Source organism: Oceanisphaera litoralis (genome assembly GCF_016907015.1).
Classification (GTDB): domain Bacteria; phylum Pseudomonadota; class Gammaproteobacteria; order Enterobacterales; family Aeromonadaceae; genus Oceanimonas; species Oceanimonas litoralis.
In genome coordinates this window covers 1-1,281 of the sequence record NZ_JAFBBE010000056.1, presented here as the reverse complement: position 1 = coordinate 1,281, position 1,281 = coordinate 1, and the positions used below count along the sequence as shown (strand labels likewise).

The 1,281-nt window shown below is 60.0% G+C and carries 2 protein-coding genes; one reads left to right on the top strand and one right to left on the bottom strand.

The features are described from left to right. On the top strand, nt 1-117 hold a 117-nt coding region (locus HNR62_RS16045), incomplete at its 5' end, for a transposase (protein WP_204797086.1). Nucleotides 118-125: 8 nt separating this feature from the next. Here the strand turns inward: HNR62_RS16045 and tnpC are convergent. Next, on the bottom strand, nt 126-1,281 hold a 1,156-nt coding region (tnpC, locus tag HNR62_RS16040), incomplete at its 5' end, for an IS66 family transposase (protein ID WP_204797085.1).

Sequence of the window (1,281 nt, the reverse complement as noted above, 5' to 3'; positions counted from 1 at the left end):
TGGCATACCGATGATATCGCCGCTGAATTTGATAATGTCAGTATCATCAAGCTACCGCCGTATTCCCCAGAACTAAATTCGATAGAGCAAGTGTGTAAGCGGCTAATTAACCGGTAAGCCGGTACCTACTCGGCATCCAGCGCGACGTTCCATGGCAGCAGATCAGTCAGATCGGCACCGGGGGGCCGTTGCGGTAGCTCGGTAAACAGCCGCTGGAAGTAGAAGTACGGGTTGATATCGTTGGCCCGGCAGGTCATCACGATACTGTACAACGCCGCGCTGGCATGGGCGCCGCCGACCGACTGGGAGAACAACCAGTTCTTGCGGCCGGTGGTAAACGGTCGGATGTCCCGCTCGGTCACATTGTTGTCGATACTCAGCTCGCCATCTTCCAGATAGCGGCTCAGCTTGTCCCATTGCTTGAGGGTGTAGTTGACCGCCTCACCGATATAGCTCTTCGGCAACAGCGAGTCCGCACTCTCCGTGAGCCAAGCCTTGAAGGTGTCCAGCAGTGGCCCCGCCTGTTGCCGACGTATTTCCCGCCGCGTATCCGGCGGCAGCCCCTTGGCTGAACGTTCAATGGCATAGAGCTTCTGGATATAGCCGAGGGCGACGGTGGCCTTGCCGGTTTTCTTCGGCTGCGCCTTGAGGGCATCGCTGAACTTGCGCCGGGCATGCGCCCAGCAGCCAGACAGCGTTACTTCCTTGAGCGTGCCATAGACCGCATAGCCATCGCACAACAGATAACCGCGATGGCCTTCAAGGAAGGCCTGCGGATACTGCTGCCCACGCCCCGGCTGATAGTCATACAGCACCACCGGTTGTGTGTGGAACTCACCGCTGCGGTACACCCACATATAGGATTGTGTCTCCGCTTCGCGGTCAGGTTCGCTCAGCACCTGTACTCGGGTTTCATCGGCGCACACGACCGCCTGGTCCAGCAGCTCGCGGCGCATCTGCTCCAGCAGCGGCTGCAACAACTCGCCGGCCTTGATGCACCAGTTGGCCAGGGTGCTGCGGCTTATCTCCAGGCCGATCCGCGCCAGGATATCGCATTGCCGGTAGAGCGGCAGCGCATCGCAGTACTTGGCGGTGACCACGGCTGCCAACGCCTCCGGGCTGGCGATGCTGCGGGGGATGGGCTGCGCCGGTTTGGGCGCCGTGACGAGTTGGGTGCGGGTGGCCATCTGTTCACAATGACGACAGGCATACTTGGTACGGCGGTGTTTGATCACGCTGATCCTGGCCGGCACTATCTTCAGCTGTTCGCTGTCTTCACTG